At 41.4% G+C, this 1,579-nt stretch carries 3 protein-coding genes; 2 read left to right on the forward strand and 1 reads right to left on the reverse strand.

Features of this window, described 5'->3' with window-relative positions; translation table 11 throughout:
- Positions 1 to 849 (forward strand): RHS repeat domain-containing protein (locus tag Xinn_RS23245; protein WP_280176160.1); only part of this gene is annotated, 849 nt, incomplete at its 5' end.
- An 11-nt stretch (positions 850 to 860) separates the two neighbouring features.
- Positions 861 to 1,307 carry a DUF6386 family protein gene (locus tag Xinn_RS20705; protein ID WP_086956845.1) on the forward strand — a complete coding sequence of 149 codons (447 nt, stop codon included), beginning with the start codon at positions 861 to 863 and terminating at the stop codon, positions 1,305 to 1,307.
- Positions 1,308 to 1,434: 127 nt separating this feature from the next.
- Here the strand turns inward: Xinn_RS20705 and Xinn_RS20710 are convergent.
- Positions 1,435 to 1,579 (reverse strand): IS1 family transposase (locus Xinn_RS20710; RefSeq protein ID WP_244590287.1); only part of this gene is annotated, 145 nt, incomplete at its 5' end.

Raw genomic sequence — 1,579 nt, forward strand, 5'->3', positions numbered from 1 at the left:
ATCCGCCATCTGGTGTTTGACGGCTGGCAGTTACTGGCGCAGCAAATCCAGTTCTTCACCCCCGACCCGGCCAACCGCAGTGAACTGCTGGCGGGGGAAATGCAGACCCAGTATGCCGTCTGTGCCCCGACCGGCGAACCTCTGGCACTGTTTGATCCGCAGGGTCACCGTGTCTGGCGTCAGCCACCACAGAGCCTGTACGGTATGCGCCTGAAAGCAGCAGGTGAAAATGCACAGTACGATTCGGGGCAGCTGTTTGCTGGGCAGTGGCTCGATCAGGAAAGCGGGCTGGTCTATAATCGGTTTAGGTATTACTCTTCAGTTGCTGGACAGTACTTGACACCCGATCCTATTGGGCTGGCGGGCGGAGAGAACCCCTATGCTTATGTGGAAAATCCAACGGGATGGGTAGATCCGCTTGGGTTGGCAGGATGTAGTGTTTCATTAACAGTTAATAAGCCAAAGATCTTGAGCACTAATTTATCAGATGCTGAGCGTAAGTTCCTTGAAAGGGAGTTTAAAATAAAACAAAATGCATTGAACAGAGCCGCTAAACGAGGCGAATTAGTTTGGTCTCCAGGTACGCACAATGTAAGGATTTCACCATTACAAAACGCCTACAGAAAAGCAGTTTCTGAGCGTTATGAGAGAATATTTGGTAAAGCACCAAATTTATCAAAACTCAATGCTGATCATCCTGTTGACCTTATAGTTGGTGGTTCTGCAACGCAAAGACTGAAAATGTTGAACGAGTCGATCAATAAAAGTGTTGGTAGTGCGTTAAAAAATGCTGGCAGAAAAGCAGGGTTAAAAGTTGGTGATAAAATTAGTGAAATTATATTTATTTGAGGATGATATAAATGAAAGACTCTTTTTCTTTCACAACAGATACAGCAACATTAGCTATATTTGATCTACAAGCAATAAGACATAGAAAAACAGACACTCCTGATTGGTGGTCTATTCCCGATGATGAATTGCATGAAATGAATGAGGGAAACATTGCCTTTTTGGGATTAGTAGATGATGGAGTATACTCTGTCGAGTTGGTTGAGAATATAAAAAACCCTGATATTGAAGTTTGTATAAAATCCCCATCAGGAGAAATATTTATTGGTGCGGGGGAAGATACAACTGGAGGTGATCTTGAACCCGATGATTCAGAATACATATCTGGAAAGAAAGTATTTATAACTCCCGGTAATTATAAAATCCTTGTAAAAAAAGAAGAGAATCATTTATTAATATCATTAGTAAAAGACCAATGTGGTTCTAATTTTTTTCAAGAGCCAATCAGGTTTGACTAAATAAAAAAATTGGAAATATTCTTAGAATCTTCCAATTGACAAAATATGGCTACTTGTAATGTTAAAGGTAGTCATATTTTCTGTGTTAATACGATAAGTGGTCGCGTATTCAACCTGTTGATGCCTGTTAAATATAATATTCACGTTCAATGAAAGTACCGATGACCTTATCGTGCATTTCCGGCGATTTGGAATAACCCAACGTCTTTCTATTGAGCCGTTTAAGTCGGTTGCGCAATGTTAGATTCTCCCGCTCGATACGTTGAGTGAAG

Origin of the sequence: Xenorhabdus innexi, assembly GCF_002632485.1 — a bacterium.
Taxonomy (GTDB): domain Bacteria; phylum Pseudomonadota; class Gammaproteobacteria; order Enterobacterales; family Enterobacteriaceae; genus Xenorhabdus; species Xenorhabdus innexi.

Excerpts from the sequence above, each read along its gene's own strand:
- Xinn_RS20705 (WP_086956845.1), top strand. The coding sequence starts at position 861 with ATGAAAGACTCTTTTTCTTTCACAACAGATACAGCAACATTAGCTATA.